This window comes from Aquabacterium sp. CECT 9606, assembly GCF_918741295.1.
GTDB lineage: Bacteria > Pseudomonadota > Gammaproteobacteria > Burkholderiales > Burkholderiaceae_C > Aquabacterium.
Genome location: NZ_CAKKNB010000001.1, coordinates 727944 through 742148 on the forward strand (window position 1 = coordinate 727944; position 14205 = coordinate 742148).

General features: G+C 62.7%; 10 protein-coding genes. 9 read left to right on the forward strand and 1 reads right to left on the reverse strand.

Features of this window, described 5'->3' with window-relative positions:
* Nucleotides 1-35: 35 nt before the first annotated feature.
* The 9 genes from LQ232_RS03370 to LQ232_RS03410 all read left to right on the forward strand — a co-directional run bounded on the left by LQ232_RS03370 (nt 36) and on the right by LQ232_RS03410 (nt 12655).
* A complete protein-coding gene (locus LQ232_RS03370) occupies nt 36-4712 on the forward strand; it encodes a glutamate synthase-related protein (RefSeq protein ID WP_230179714.1) in 4677 nt (1558 codons plus the stop codon).
* Between the two features lie 28 nt (nt 4713-4740).
* On the forward strand, nt 4741-6207 hold the full coding sequence (locus LQ232_RS03375) for a glutamate synthase subunit beta (RefSeq protein ID WP_230178967.1): 1467 nt from the start codon (nt 4741-4743) through the stop codon (nt 6205-6207).
* Nucleotides 6208-6361: 154 nt separating this feature from the next.
* On the forward strand, nt 6362-8494 hold the full coding sequence (locus LQ232_RS03380; protein ID WP_230178968.1) for a TonB-dependent siderophore receptor: 2133 nt from the start codon (nt 6362-6364) through the stop codon (nt 8492-8494).
* A 159-nt stretch (nt 8495-8653) separates the two neighbouring features.
* Nucleotides 8654-9502: an ABC transporter ATP-binding protein gene (locus LQ232_RS03385; RefSeq protein WP_230178969.1), complete on the forward strand. Its 849-nt coding sequence runs from the start codon at nt 8654-8656 to the stop codon at nt 9500-9502.
* Nucleotides 9502-10284 (forward strand): lipid asymmetry maintenance ABC transporter permease subunit MlaE, encoded by a 783-nt coding sequence (gene mlaE, locus LQ232_RS03390; RefSeq protein WP_230179715.1) that lies wholly within the window; start codon nt 9502-9504, stop codon nt 10282-10284. Before LQ232_RS03385 ends, mlaE begins: the two co-directional genes overlap by 1 nt.
* Before the next feature lie 33 nt (nt 10285-10317).
* Nucleotides 10318-10800 carry an outer membrane lipid asymmetry maintenance protein MlaD gene (gene mlaD / locus LQ232_RS03395; RefSeq protein ID WP_230178970.1) on the forward strand — a complete coding sequence of 161 codons (483 nt, stop codon included), beginning with the start codon at nt 10318-10320 and terminating at the stop codon, nt 10798-10800.
* On the forward strand, nt 10797-11639 hold the full coding sequence (locus tag LQ232_RS03400; protein WP_230178971.1) for a VacJ family lipoprotein: 843 nt from the start codon (nt 10797-10799) through the stop codon (nt 11637-11639). Before mlaD ends, LQ232_RS03400 begins: the two co-directional genes overlap by 4 nt.
* A gap of 33 nt (nt 11640-11672) precedes the next feature.
* A complete protein-coding gene (locus tag LQ232_RS03405) occupies nt 11673-12362 on the forward strand; it encodes a phospholipid-binding protein MlaC (protein WP_371820079.1) in 690 nt (229 codons plus the stop codon).
* Nucleotides 12363-12367: 5 nt separating this feature from the next.
* Complete coding sequence (locus LQ232_RS03410) at nt 12368-12655, forward strand: lipid asymmetry maintenance protein MlaB (RefSeq protein ID WP_230178972.1); 288 nt, start codon at nt 12368-12370, stop codon at nt 12653-12655.
* A gap of 19 nt (nt 12656-12674) precedes the next feature.
* On the opposite strand, the gene zwf is transcribed toward LQ232_RS03410, so the two are convergent.
* On the reverse strand, nt 12675-14132 hold the full coding sequence (gene zwf / locus LQ232_RS03415; protein WP_230178973.1) for a glucose-6-phosphate dehydrogenase: 1458 nt from the start codon (nt 14130-14132) through the stop codon (nt 12675-12677).
* Between the last annotated feature and the right edge of the window lie 73 nt (nt 14133-14205).

The window sequence follows — 14205 nt, forward strand, 5'->3', positions numbered from 1 at the left end:
CGAAACAAGAAATCCTGCATGCCGCCGAGCATGGGATGTACGCCAATGCCGAGCATGACGCTTGCGGCGTGGGCTTCGTGGCGCACATCAAGGGTCAAAAAGCCCACAGCATCGTGCGCCAGGGCCTGCAGATCCTGGAAAACATCGACCACCGCGGCGCGGTGGGTGCCGACCCTTTGATGGGCGACGGCGCCGGTCTGCTGATCCAGATCCCAGACGAGTTCTACCGCGCCGAGATGGCCAAGCAGGGCGTGGACCTGCCCCCGCCTGGCGAATACGGCGTGGGCATGATCTTCCTGCCCAAGGAAAGCGCCTCGCGCCTGGCGTGCGAGCAAGAGATGGAGCGCGCCATCAAGGCCGAGGGCCAGGTGCTGTTGGGCTGGCGCGACGTGCCGGTCGACCGCGACATGCCCATGTCGCCCACCGTGCGCGAAAAAGAGCCGGTCATGCGCCAGGTCTTCGTGGGCCGTGGCCCGGACATCCTCGTGCCCGATGCCTTGGAGCGCAAGCTCTACGTCATCCGCAAGACGGCGTCCAGCAAGATCTCCAGCCTGAACCTGACGCACGGCGGCGAGTACTACGTGCCCAGCATGTCGTGCCGCACCATCATCTACAAGGGCCTGCTGCTGGCCGACCAGGTCGGCAAGTACTACCTCGACCTGGCCGACGAGCGCGTGACCTCGGCCCTGGCCCTGGTGCACCAGCGCTTCTCGACCAACACCTTCCCCGAATGGCCGCTGGCCCACCCCTACCGCATGGTGGCGCACAATGGTGAGATCAACACCGTCAAGGGCAACTTCAACTGGATGCGCGCCCGTGAAGGCGTGATGAAGTCGCCCGTGCTGGGCGATGACCTGAAGAAGCTCTACCCCATCAGCATGGACGGGCAATCAGACACGGCCACCTTCGACAACGCGCTCGAGTTGCTGACCATGTCGGGCTACCCGCTGGCACAAGCCGCGATGATGATGATCCCGGAAGCCTGGGAGCAGCACTCGACCATGGACGAGCGCCGCCGCGCTTTCTATGAGTACCACGCCGCCATGATGGAGCCCTGGGACGGCCCGGCCGCCATGGTCTTCACCGATGGCCGCCAGATCGGCGCCACGCTGGACCGCAATGGCTTGCGTCCCGCCCGCTTCATCATCACCGACGACGACCTGGTGGTCCTGGCCTCGGAATCGGGCGTGCTGCCCATCCCCGAGAACAAGATCATCAAGAAGTGGCGCCTGCAGCCCGGCAAGATGCTGCTGATCGACTTCGAGCAAGGCCGCATCATCAACGACGAAGAGCTCAAGGCCCAGTTCACGCAGGCCAAGCCCTACCGTCAGTGGATCGAGAACGTCCGCATCAAGCTGGACACCATCGAGGCCAGCGGCATCGTGGGCGAATTCAGCGAATCGCTGCTCGACCGCCAGCAGGCTTTTGGCTACACGCAAGAAGACGTCAAGTTCCTGATGGCCCCCATGGCCACCAATGGCGAAGAAGCCACCGGCTCGATGGGCAACGACTCGCCCCTGGCCGTGCTGTCGGACAAGAACAAGCCGCTGTACAACTATTTCAAGCAGTTGTTCGCGCAAGTGACCAACCCCCCGATCGACCCGATCCGCGAAGCGGTGGTGATGTCGCTGGTGTCCTTCATCGGCCCCAAGCCCAACCTGCTGGACATCAACGCGGTGAACCCGCCGATGCGCCTTGAAGTGTCCCAGCCCGTGCTGGACTTCAACGACATGGCGCGCCTGCGCAACATCGACAAGCACACCGGTGGCAAGTTTAAGCCTTACGAGATCGACATCGTCTATCCGCTGGCCTGGGGCCACGAAGGTGTCGAAGCCAAGCTGGCCTCGCTGTGCGCTGAAGCGGTTGAGGCCATCCAGTCGGGTCACAACATCCTGATCATCAGCGACCGCAAGATGGACCGCAGCAACATCGCCATCCCGGCTTTGCTGGCGCTGTCGGCCATCCACCATCACCTGGTCCGCAAGGGCCTGCGCACGTCGGCTGGCCTGGTCGTCGAGACCGCCACGGCGCGTGAAGTGCACAACTTCGCCGTGCTGGCCGGTTATGGCGCCGAAGCCGTCCACCCCTACCTGGCGATGGAGACCTTGGTGTCCATGCACAAGGACCTGGGCGGTGATCTGTCGGCCGACAAGGCGATCTACAACTACGTCAAGGCGATCGGCAAGGGCCTGTCCAAGATCATGTCCAAGATGGGCGTGAGCACGTACATGTCGTATTGCGGCGCGCAGTTGTTCGAAGCCATCGGCCTGAACAAGGACCTGATCGACAAGTACTTCCGCGGCACCGCCACGCAAGTGGGCGGCATCGGCGTGTTCGAAGTGGCCGAGGAAGGCATCCGCAACCACCGCGCTGCCTTTGGCAACGATCCGGTGCTGGAAAGCATGCTGGACGCTGGTGGCGAGTACGCATGGCGCACCCGTGGTGAAGACCACATGTGGACGCCTGATGCCATCGCCAAGCTGCAGCACAGCACGCGTGCCAACAAGTTCGATACCTACAAGGAATACGCGCAGATCATCAACGACCAGTCGCGTCGCCACCTGACCTTGCGCGGTTTGTTCGAGTTCAAGATCGACCCGGCCAAGGCCATCCCGGTGGAAGAGGTTGAATCGGCTGCCGAGATCGTCAAGCGCTTTGCCACGGGCGCCATGTCACTGGGCTCGATCAGCACCGAAGCCCACTCCACCCTGGCTTTGGCCATGAACCGCATCGGCGGCAAGAGCAACACCGGTGAGGGTGGCGAAGACGACCGCCGCTACCGCCAGGAGCTCAAGGGCATCCCGATCAAGCAAGGCACCAAGGTGTCCGACGTGATTGGCGCCAATGTGGTCGAGGTGGACTACGAAATGAATGCGGGCGACAGCCTGCGCTCCAAGATCAAGCAAGTGGCTTCGGGCCGCTTCGGTGTCACCACCGAGTACCTGACGTCCGCCGACCAGATCCAGATCAAGATGGCCCAGGGCGCCAAGCCTGGTGAAGGCGGCCAGCTGCCGGGCGGCAAGGTGTCCGACTACATCGGCAAGCTGCGCCACTCGGTGCCGGGCGTGGGCCTGATCTCGCCCCCGCCGCACCATGACATCTACTCGATCGAAGACCTGGCCCAGCTGATCCACGACCTGAAGAACGTGAATCCGGCGGCCGACATCTCGGTCAAGCTGGTGTCCGAAGTGGGCGTGGGCACGGTGGCGACCGGCGTGGCCAAGGCCAAGGCCGACCACATCGTGATCGCTGGCCACGATGGCGGCACTGGCGCATCGCCCTGGTCGTCGATCAAGCATTGCGGCACGCCGTGGGAGCTCGGCCTGGCCGAAACCCAGCAAACCCTGGTGCTGAATCGCCTGCGCGGCCGCATCCGCCTGCAAGCCGACGGCCAGATGAAGACCGGCCGCGACGTTGTCATTGGCGCGCTGTTGGGGGCGGATGAATTCGGTTTCGCCACCGCGCCGCTGGTGGTCGAAGGCTGCATCATGATGCGCAAGTGCCACCTGAACACCTGCCCAGTGGGCGTGGCCACGCAAGACCCGGTGCTGCGCAAGAAGTTCACCGGCAAGCCCGAGCACGTCGTCAACTTCTTCTTCTTCATCGCTGAAGAGGCGCGTCAGATCATGGCGCAACTGGGCATCCGCAAGTTCGACGAATTGATTGGCCGTGCCGACCTGCTGGACACCCGCAAGGGCGTTGAGCACTGGAAGGCCAAGGGCCTGGACTTCACCCGCGTGTTCGCCTTGCCGCCAGTGCCTGCCGACGTGCCGCGCCTGCACGTGTCGACGCAGGACCACGGCCTGGACAAGGCCCTGGACGTGCGCCTGATCGAGAAGTCGCGCGCTGCCATCGAACGGGGCGAAAAAGTCCAGTTCATGGAAGAGGCCCGCAACGTCAACCGCACGGTGGGCGCCATGCTCTCGGGCGAGCTGATCAAGCACCACCCTGATGGCTTGCCTGACCAGACCGTGTTCATCCAGATGGAAGGCACGGGCGGCCAATCGTTCGGCGCTTTCCTGGCCAAGGGCATCACCCTGTACCTGATCGGTGAAGCCAACGACTACACCGGCAAGGGCCTGAGCGGTGGCCGCGTGGTCGTGCGCCCCAGCATCGACTTCCGTGGCAACGCGGTCGACAACATCATCGTGGGCAACACGGTGCTGTACGGTGCGACCAGCGGCGAGGCCTTCTTCCGCGGTGTGGGCGGCGAGCGCTTTGGCGTACGCCTGTCGGGCGCGACGGCAGTGGTCGAAGGCACGGGCGACCACGGTTGCGAATACATGACGGGCGGCACCGTCGTCGTGTTGGGCCAGACCGGCCGCAACTTCGCAGCCGGCATGTCCGGTGGCGTGGCTTACGTATACGACGAAGATGGCCAGTTCAACAAGCGCGCCAACCTGGCCCAGGTCAGCCTGGAAAAAGTGCTGCCAGCCGCCGACCAGCAGGCCGATGGCATCCCCTTCCACAAGGATGTCGCCGACGAAGCCCTGCTGAAGAAGCTGATCGAAGACCACCACCGTTGGACCGGATCGCTGCGCGCGCGCGAGATCCTGGACAACTGGAGCACTTCACTCAGCAAGTTCGTCAAGGTCTTCCCGCACGAATACCGCCGCGCCCTCACCGAAATGGGCGCCAAACAAGAAACCGTCGCCACCATCGCCAAAGCCAAGGACGATGTGAAGGCCAAGTCTGGCAAGGCCAAGGCCTGATCGGCCAGACACTCAGGAGTTCATCGACATGGGAAAACCCACCGGCTTTTTGGAATTCGACCGTCTTGAAGAGGGCTATGCCCCCGTCGAGACGCGGCTGAAGAACTACAAGGAATTCGTCATCGGTCTGAAGCCTGAAGAGGCCAAGATCCAGGGCGCACGCTGCATGGACTGCGGCACGCCGTTCTGCAACAGCGGCTGCCCGGTCAACAACATCATCCCGGACTTCAACGACCTGGTGTACCGGGGCGACTGGAAGAACGCGATCACGGTGCTGCACAGCACCAACAACTTCCCCGAGTTCACCGGCCGCATCTGCCCCGCCCCCTGCGAGGCTGCTTGCACGCTGAATGTGAATGACGACCCGGTGGGCATCAAGTCCATCGAGCACGCCATCATCGACAAGGCCTGGGCCGAAGGCTGGGTCAAGGCCCGTCCTGCCACGGTCAAGACCGGCAAGAAGATCGCCATCGTGGGCTCCGGCCCCGCCGGCATGGCCGCTGCGCAGCAACTGGCCCGCGTTGGCCACGACGTCACGGTGTTCGAGAAGAACGACCGCGTGGGCGGCCTGCTGCGCTACGGCATCCCCGACTTCAAGATGGACAAAGGCCACATCGACTTGCGCGTCAAGCAGATGGAAGCCGAAGGCGTAACCTTCAAGACCAACGTCATGGTCGGTGAGTTGCCCAAGGGCAGCAAGGTCACCAACTGGGCCACAGAAACCGTCTCGCCCAAGCAACTGCAAGCCGATTTCGATGCCGTGCTGCTGTCGGGTGGCGCCGAGCAATCGCGCGATCTGCCCGTGCCTGGCCGCGACCTGGCCGGCATCCATTTCGCGATGGAATTCCTGCCCATGCAGAACCGAGTCAACGGTGGCGGCAAAGTCAAGGACCAGATCATGGCCACGGGCAAGCACGTGATCGTGATCGGTGGCGGTGATACCGGCTCTGACTGCGTTGGCACCTCCAACCGCCATGGCGCGGCCAGCGTGACGCAGTTCGAAGTCATGCCCCGTCCCCCTGAAGAGGAAGACCGCCCACTGACCTGGCCTTACTGGCCGATCAAGCTGCGCACCTCGTCCAGTCATGAAGAAGGTTGCGAGCGCGAGTTCGCCATCGCCACCAAGGAATTCATCGGCGAAGGCGGCAAGGTCACGGGCGTCAAGACCGTGCGCGTCGAGTTCAAGAACGGCAAGTTCGAAGAAGTGGCCGGCAGCGAGAAGACCCTCAAGGCCGACCTGGTGCTGCTGGCCATGGGCTTCGTCAGTCCGGTCGAGACCATCATCAACGGTTTCGGCGTGGACAAGGACAACCGCGGCAACGCGCGCGCCAGCACCGACTTCATGGGTGGTTATGCCACCAATGTGGACAAAGTGTTTGCCGCAGGCGACATGCGCCGGGGCCAGTCTCTGGTGGTTTGGGCCATCCGCGAAGGCCGCCAAGCCGCTCGCGCGATCGACGAATTCCTGATGGGCACGTCCGACCTGCCACGGTAAGCCCCCGGGTCCTTCTCCTGCCAGCGCAGAGCCTGCGGTCATCGCCGTGGGCCTGCGCTGATCTGTTTTTGAAGTCGAAACTTGGGTTCGCACCCTGTCGAAATGACATGGGATGCCACACAATCAGCGCGGTGTCAAAAACAGGAACCAAGGAATGAGCTGTTTCGTTCCAGTGAGCCGGGGCTTCGTTCGTCGTACGGCGTCGGTGCTGGTTCTGTGCACGATGGCCGTGCTGTCCCACGTGCACGCGCAAGCGATTGGTGAAGAGGAGGATCCCTCCTTGTTGGCGTATGGCGACAAGTCGACCGTCAGCATCGCCACCGGCAGCGAGCAATCCTTGCGACGGGCGCCAGCCGTGGCCACCGTCATCACCGCGCAAGACATTGCCGCGATGGGCGCCACCGATCTGGACGAGGTGCTGGAATCGGTGCCAGGCATCCACGTCAGTCGCAATGTGCAGGGCTACAACCCTTTGTACGTCATCCGCGGCATTTACAGCGAGTTCAACCCGCAGACGCTGGTGCTGCAAAACGGTGTGCCGATGACGATGTTGTTCATCGGCAATCGGGGCAACGCGTGGGCTGGTTTGCCGTTGGAGAACGTTGCGCGCATCGAAGTCATTCGCGGGCCAGGATCTGCCCTGTACGGCGCGGACGCTTATTCAGGCGTGATCAACATCATCACCAAGTCGAGTGCAGACGTTGCCGGTGCGGAGTTCGGCATGCGCGCCGGTTCGTTCCAGACCAAGGATGCCTGGGGCCTGTACGGTGGCAAGCTGGGACCATTGGACGTGGCAGCTTACTTGCGTCTGGGCTCGACAGACGGCTTCAAGAGGACGGTGGAGTCAGACGCGCAGTCCATCCTGGATGCCGCCTACTCGACCCATGCAAGCCGGGCTCCGGGCCCGGTGAACACCGGCCATGATGCGCTGGACAGCAGCATCGACCTGGGTTACAAAAAACTGCGGCTTCGGGCGGGCTATCGCGTGCGCGACGAGATCGGCCTGGGCGGCGGTGCGGCCAGCGCCCTGGACCCGGTCGGCAAAGGCCGCACCGAGCGCTTCAATGCCGATTTGTCCTGGAACGACATCGAGTTGAACAAGGATTGGACGCTGAATCTGACGGGGAGCTACTTCACGTACGCCACCACGTATCCCACACCGTTGCAGCTCTATCCGCCGGGGGCATGGGGCGGTGCTTTTCCTGATGGCATGTTGGGCGCCCCCAATACTTGGGAGCGTCAATGGCGAGGCTCTGCCGTGGCTTCTTACGCCGGGTTGGCAAGGCACCACATGCGCTTTGGCGTGGGGCTGGACGATTTGAACCTGTACCGAACGCAGGAATTCAAAAACTTCATCCTTTCCGGTTCGGCGGCCCCTGCGCCCATCGCTGGCGGCGCGTTGATCGAGTCCCCGGTTGATCAATCGTTCTTGACCCCGCACAGGCGCAAGGTGCGCTATGCCTATGTTCAGGATGAATGGAACATGGCCCGGGATTGGGTGCTGACGACCGGGATTCGGCGCGATGACTATTCCGACTTTGGTGTCACCACCAACCCTCGGGTGGCCCTGGTGTGGGACGCCAGCCTGGACCTGACCGCCAAGTTGCTCTATGGCCGGGCTTTCCGTGCGCCAGCTTTCACCGAGCTGTACAGCGTCAACAACCCTGTCCTGCGCGGCAATCCGGATTTGAATCCTGAGATCATCGACACGCTGGAAACGGCGTTCTCCTGGCAGGCCCGGCCCGACACCCAATTCCAACTCAGCCTGTTTCGTTACAAGATGAAGGACATCATCCGCACGTCTGGTTCTCCGGCCACCTGGAACAACGTCGGCTCCCAGCACGGGCAGGGGTTTGAACTGGAAGCCACCCATGATCTGCGTCGCAACCTTCGGCTGGCGGGGAACTACGCCTACCAACGGTCGGTGGACGAAACCAGCGGTCAGGACGCGGGCTACGCGCCACACCACCACCTTTTTGGTCGTCTGGACTGGAGGTTTGCTGGTAGCCTACTGTTGAGCGGGCAAGCCAATTGGGTGGCGGCTCGCCACCGGGCGCCCGGTGATACACGGCCGCCCATTTCGGACTACGCCACGATGGACCTGACCTTGCGCACCCTTCGCCACAAATCTGGTTGGGATGTCGCGGTTTCTGTTCGCAATCTGTTCGATGCTGATGCGCGCGAGCCCAGCTTGTACTCACCGGACAGCCCCGTGAAGGTGCTCATTCCCAACGACCTGCCCATGCCTGGGCGGTCCTTGTATGTTCAGTTGACCTACAGCATGTAGAAGTTCACAGAAATTTGGCGCTCCGTTGCGTCCATCTGCATGAAGTTGTCGAGATAAGACACCAGGCTGTTGTGCCTTCCCGTCGCCCGGGCGGCAGGGCGGCGGGGAATCCCCTATCATCCAATGGCCGGTGCTTGCCCACCGGCCAATTTTTTTGCCATGATCGCCGACACGTCCGCCGCCTCCCCCTCAGCCTTGTCCCCATCATCTCCCGATGTGCTCGTGGAGTTGCGCGGGGTCACGTGTGGCTATGGCGACCGGGTCATCTTGTCCGACATCGATCTGGTGGTGCCGCGCGGCAAGCTGGTGGCCTTGATGGGCACCTCGGGCGGCGGCAAGACCACGGTGTTGCGCCTGATCGGCCGGCAACTGTCCCCCATCAAGGGCCAGGTGCTGATCAACGGGGTGGACATCGGCACCCTGGATGCCGCTGGCCTGATGGCCGCGCGTCGGCGCATGGGCATGCTTTTTCAGTTTGGCGCCTTGTTCACCGACCTGTCGGTGTTCGAAAACGTGGCCTTCCCGCTGCGCGAGCACACCCGCCTGCCCGAGTCCATTGTTCGCGACCTGGTGTTGATGAAGCTCAATGCCGTGGGCCTGCGCGGTGCGCGTGATCTGATGCCCAGCGAAATCTCTGGCGGCATGGCGCGCCGTGTGGCCTTGGCCCGGGCCATGGCGCTGGACCCCGAACTGATGCTCTACGACGAGCCTTTCGCCGGCCTGGACCCCATCTCGATGGGCGTGGCCGCGCGCCTGATCCGCGAGTTGAACGACACCATGGGCTTGACCAGCGTGCTGGTCTCCCACGATGTGGACGAGTCGTTCCTCATTGCCGACCACGTGGTGCTGCTGGCCAATGGTCGCATTGCCGCGCAAGGCACCCCGGCTGAGTTGCGGGCCAGCGACGATCCGCTGGTCAAGCAGTTCGTGACCGCCGCCCCGGATGGGCCGGTGCGCTTCCACCATCCTGCGGTGGACGCGGGCCAGGACTACGGAGTTCGCGGATGATGAAGGTCTTGTCTCCCGCCAATGTGGGCTACGCCTTGCGCGGCAAGATCGCCGACCTGGGGTATGGCACGCGCTTGTTCCTGCGTTTGTTGGGCTCGCTGTGGCCCACCTTCAAGCGCGGGCGCTTGCTGAGCGAACAGATCCACTTTCTGGGCAACCATTCGCTGGCCATCATCACGGTCTCGGGCCTGTTCGTAGGCTTCGTGCTCAGTCTTCAGGGCTATTACATCCTGCAGCGCTACGGCTCCAGCGAGGCGCTGGGCCTCATGGTGGCTTTGTCGCTGGTGCGCGAACTGGGCCCGGTGGTGGCCGCCTTGCTGTTCGCTGGGCGTGCTGGCACCTCGCTCACCGCGGGCATCGGCTTGATGAAGGCAGGTGAACAATTGGCCGCCATGGAAATGATGGCCGTAGACCCCATCCAGCGGGTGTTGGCGCCCAGGTTCTGGGGCGGTGTCATCGCCATGCCCTTGCTGGCGGCGGTGTTCTCGGCCGTGGGCATTTTTGGTGGCTGGGTGGTGGGCGTGGTCATGATCGGAGTCGATTCCGGCGCGTTCTGGTCCCAGATGCAAGGCGGGGTCGATGTCTGGTACGACGTGGGCAACGGCCTGGTCAAGAGCGTGGTGTTTGGCTTCACGGTGACTTTCGTCGCCCTGTTGCAGGGGTTTGAATGCCAGCCGACGCCTGAAGGGGTATCCCGGGCCACGACGCGCACCGTGGTAGTGGCCTCGCTGGCCGTGCTGGCGCTGGATTTTGTACTGACGGCCATGATGTTCTCGGTCTGACAAGACCAACAAGCATCGGCCCGGAGAAAAGCAATGCAACGATCGAAATTTGACGTTTGGGTGGGTTTGTTTGTCCTGTTGGGCGCGGCGGCCATCCTTTTCCTGGCACTCAAGGCCGGCAACCTGCTGACCTTGTCGTTCGACCCGACCTACCTGGTCACGGCGCGCTTCGACAACATCGGCGGGCTCAAGCCCAAAGCCGCCGTCAAGAGCGCTGGCGTGGTGATTGGCCGTGTGCAGTCCATCAAATTCGACGACAAGACCTTTCAGGCCAGTGTTGAAATCGCTTTGAACAAGGGCGTGAGCTTTCCCAAAGACAGTTCCGCCAAAATCCTCACAGCAGGTTTGTTGGGCGAGCAGTACATTGGCCTGGAGCCAGGCTACGAACAAACCAACCTGGCTCAGGGTGATGCCATCAAAACCACCCAATCGGCCATCGTGCTTGAAAACCTGATCAGTCAGTTTTTGTACAGCAAGGCGGCGGATGGCGGTGGTGCTTCGGGAGAGAAGAAGTGAATCAAAATCTGGACTGGGTCAAGACAGGCCTGGGCGGTTTGGTCATCGCATCAACAGCTTTATTGCAAGGCTGCGCCACACGCCAGAATCCAGATCCACTGGAGTCGATGAACCGCAAAGTGTTTTCGTTCAACCAATCGCTGGACGACAACGTGCTCAAGCCCGTGGCCACGGGTTACAAGGCCGTGACGCCTCAACCCGTGCGCACGGCGATCAGCAATTTTGGTGGCAATTTCAAAGACCTTTGGTCGGCCCTCAACCTCTTTCTGCAAGGCCATCCCGGTGACGGGGCCACGCAGGTCATGCGGGTCAGTGTCAACACCACCCTCGGGCTGGCGGGTTTGATCGACATCGCCACTCCCATGCGCCTGGAGCGCCAGAGTGAGGATTTCGGGCAAACGCTGGGCGTCTGGGGTGTCAAGCCTGGCGCCTACATCGTGTGGCCGTTTTTGGGTCCCTCCACCCTGCGCGATTCGGTGAGCATCCCGGGGGATCTGTATTTCAGCCCCCGTTTGGTGCTCAACGACGAGACCGCCAATGTCGTGTCCATTTTGCAGGTGATCAATGCCCGCGCTAGCGTGCTGGATGTCACCAATCTTCTGGGCGATGTGGCCCTGGACCCGTATTCTTTCGTGCGCGATGCCTACTTGCAGCGCCGGCAGAGCCAGGTTTACAACGGCGAGCCGCCCGAAGAGGACGAAGAAGACTATGACAGCGACCCCGCTGCCGCCCCCGTGGCCCCGCAATCCAAGGTCGATGCTGAAAAAGATGGCCCCCACTGGTCTGCCATCACCGTGGCCGAGCTGCAAGGTCTACGCGCGGACGAGTTCGTGCGTTAAGACAGCATGACCATCATCCTTAGGACGAAGATCTTGAACATTTCAAAGCTTTCCACCCGCACCGTGCTGCGTTCCGTGGCATTTGCCGTGGCTTTGGCCTCGGCTGGTCCCGCCGTGCTGGCGCAAACCGCGATGGCAGCGTCGACCGATTCAAGCGCTGCCATGGGTGCCCAGACGGCCGACCTGTTCGTCAAAGGCATCACCGCGGATCTGATCAACACCGTGCGTGGCGACAAGGCCATCCAGTCGGGTGACCTGCGCAAGGCAATTGCGGTGATCGAAGCCAAGGTGCTGCCTTACGTCAACTTCCAGCGCATGACGGCCTCTGCCGTGGGCCGCAACTGGCGCCAGGCCACGCCTGAGCAGCAAAAGCGCCTGCAAGACGAATTCCGCACCTTGCTGACCTACACCTACGCTGGTGCCGTGGCCCAGATCAAGGACCAGGTCGTGGAGTTCAAGCCGGTGCGTTCGCGCCCGGAAGACACCGAGGTGATCGTGCGTTCGCTGGTGCGCGGCAAGGGCGACCCCGTGCAGATCGACTACCGCGTCGAAAAAGCGGGCGATGGCTGGAAGATCTACGACGTGAATGTGCTGGGTGCGTGGTTGGTGGAAACCTACCGCAGCAGCTTTGCCCAGGAAGTCACGGCCTCTGGCGTCGATGGCCTGATCGCCAAGCTGGCCGAGCGCAACAAGCAGTTGGCCGCCAAGAAGCCAGCGGGCTGATTCCGATGCTGATGTTGCCCGCTGTGCTGACCCATGCCCAGGTGGGTGCCACCTTGCGTTTGTTCCGGGAGACGCTGGACCGTGCGGCGGCCGCTGGCTCTGGCGAGGCGGCCATGCTGACCGTGGACGGCTCGACACTGGAGCAGTTCGATTCCAGCGCTTTGGCCGTGTTGCTGGAGTGCCAGCGCATGGCACGGGCCAAGGGCCGGGCCTTTGCCGTGCAATCGCTGCCCAGAAAATTGCAGGAATTGGCGCGCCTTTACGGCGTCGATGGGCTGCTGCAATCGGTTTGATCGCCGAGACGGCGCAGCCTCAGCACTCTTCCTCGGCCCAGGCAAATCCGTCGCGTGCCACCAAGGCGCTGGCGGCCGGTGGCCCCCAGGTGCCCGCCGCATAGGGGCGAAGCCCATTGGGCTGGGCGCTCCAGGCCTCCAGGATGGGCTCGACCCAGCGCCAGGCCTGTTCCTGCTCGTCTGAGCGCACGAACAGGTTCAAGCGGCCCGCCAGCGCGTCCAGCAGCATGCGCTCGTAAGCGCCCACGCGGTTGGTCGGGAAGGCCTTGTCGAAATCCAGGTCCAGTGAAACGGGGGACAAGGCCTCGTGCTCGGCACCAGACGAGGTGCCTTTGGCCGCCAACAGCTGCAACTCCAGGCCGTCTTCGGGTTGCAGCTTGATCACCAGCTTGTTGGCCGCGTTGGGCCCCGGAAAAATAGGGTGCGGCGTGGCCTTGAAATTGACCACGATCTCCGCCTGACGCTGGGCCAAGCGCTTGCCGGTGCGCAGGTAAAAAGGCACGCCCGCCCAACGCCAATTCTGGATCTCGCAACGCAGGGCCACGAAAGTTTCCGTGTGGCTGCCGGGCGGCACCTTGTTTTCTTCAATGTAGCCCACGGCGGCATGGCCCTCGACATTGCCAGCCCGGTACTGGCCCCGCACCACGTCGCGGGCCACGGAGATGGCATCAAATGGTTTGAGCGAACGCAGCACCTTGAGTTTCTCGTCGCGGATGGCGTCGGCGTTTGCGCTGGACGGCGGCTCCATCGCGATCATGGTCAGCAGTTGCAGGGCGTGGTTCTGGATCATGTCGCGCAAGGCGCCGGTGCGGTCGTAGAAATCGCCGCGCGTGCCCACGCCAATGCTCTCGGCCAGGGTGATCTGGATGTTGGCGATGCTTTCGCGCCGCCACAGAGGCTCGAACAGCACATTGCCAAAACGCAGGGCCATCAGGTTCTGCACCGAAGGCTTGCCCAGGTAATGGTCGATGCGCAGGGCCTGTTGTTCAGAGAACACCGAGCGCACCACGCGGTTGATTTCCTGGGCGCTGGCCAGGTCATGGCCCAAGGGCTTTTCAAGCACCACACGCACGCGGTCGTGGTTCAGGCCGCAGGCGCCCAATTGCTCGCAGATCGAGGGGAAGAGGTGCGGGCTGGTGGCCAGGTAAATGACCACCGTGTCGGCATTGCGTGCGGCGAGCCATTCCTTGAGGCGCTGGTAGTCGGTGGGTTGCGACAGGTCCATGCGCAGGTAGTGGATCAGCTCGGAGAACCGCGCGAACTCCTCCTCGCTGGGCCGCTTGGCGCTCTCGGCCTCCTGCAGCCGATCCTTCAGCCAGGCTCGGTAGCCGGCGTCGTCGCGGTCATCGCGGGCCACGGCCAGGATGCGGCCATGGGCGGGCAGCTTGCCATGGCGCCAGGCCTGGAACAAAGCCGGCATGAGTTTGCGCCAGGTCAGATCGCCGGTGCCGCCAAAAAAAACGAGGTCAAAAGACATGGCTCAAGAGGGTGTAAAAAAGGTATCGCAGCGGTTTGTCACGAAAAACCATTCAAAATCAAGCCCACGATAA